Origin of the sequence: Marinobacter persicus, from assembly GCF_002934325.1 — a bacterium.
Classification (GTDB): Bacteria; Pseudomonadota; Gammaproteobacteria; order Pseudomonadales; family Oleiphilaceae; genus Marinobacter; species Marinobacter persicus_A.
The window spans coordinates 1-1,090 of the sequence record NZ_PTIV01000092.1; the positions used below are offsets into that span (position 1 = coordinate 1).

The following is a 1,090-nucleotide window of genomic DNA, read 5'->3' on the forward strand; positions in this document are numbered from 1 at the left end:
TTACTAATCCGAAATAAAGTAAGCGAACATTACCCGGAGATATAAGCCAGGTCCGGATGACCGAAAAACGATTTCAATAGCTTTGGCAATTTCTGTAATCGCCGAAGCTGCCGGTAAACAATGCTCCGAAGTTGTTCTTTGCTGTTAATGATCTTTTTACCGACGTGGTGATATTTGATATAGCCCCAAACAGACTCATCAGGATTCAGCTCCGGCGAGTACGGCGGCAGAAAGAACAGCTTGAGTTTGCCGTCAAGACTCTCGACATACTCGCGAACGCGACGAGCATGGTGAACCGGGTGGTTATCGAGGATCAGGAAAACCGGCTTGTCAGCGTCTTGCACCAGAGCCTTGAGGAAACCGAGAAACGCGTCGGTGTTCATGGTGCCCTGAATCGTTTTGAAGCGAAGTTCACCGCGAGGTGAGATGGCCGAGATCAGATTGATGCTGAAGCGACTTCCGGTATTGCGGATGATCGGAGTTTCACCCTTGGGTGCCCAGGTCGTGCCACTGTGATAATCAGACCGGATACTGGCTTCATCACCGAAGTAGATGGTGGCACCGACTTTTTTGGCTTCCTTGCGGATTTCCGGGTAGGTCTCTTCTTTCCACTGCTTCACGGCCTCTGGTTTTTGCTGGTAAGCCCGATGCAGTGGTTTCTGGGGCGTCAGCCCCAGGTTTCGAAGCAGACGACCAACCGAGACATCGCTTAACCGGACGTTGAACTTTCGCCGGATGAGATCACGCACACGACCCCGGGTCCACAGGGCAAAATCAAACTTCAGCTGGTCCGGTGTAAAGGTCGTTATCCAGGTATACAGCTCCCGGATCTGAGCGCCGCTCAGTTTTTTGGGGCGACCAGAAATTTGCTTGGCCTTGAGTGCGTCAAAGCCACCCTCGCGGTAGGCAGCCAGCCATTCGTAGATTCGTGCGCGGCTCATGCCAAGCGCTTTGATGACGACTTCCGGGCTCTCGCCGTCCATGACTCGTTGAACGGCGCGAACGCGAATGGCTTCTAAGGTTTTGTGATCAAGTTTACGACCGTCATCGTGACGCATGAGTGTAGATATCCGATAAGCTTGGCGAACGA

Annotated in this window: 1 protein-coding gene; it reads right to left on the reverse strand. The window is 52.6% G+C overall.

Annotation, left to right across the window (positions count from 1 at the left end; genetic code table 11):
- Nucleotides 1–29: 29 nt before the first annotated feature.
- The coding region (locus BY454_RS16725; protein WP_258075694.1) for an IS630 family transposase at nt 30–1,090 on the reverse strand (1,061 nt) is incomplete at its 5' end.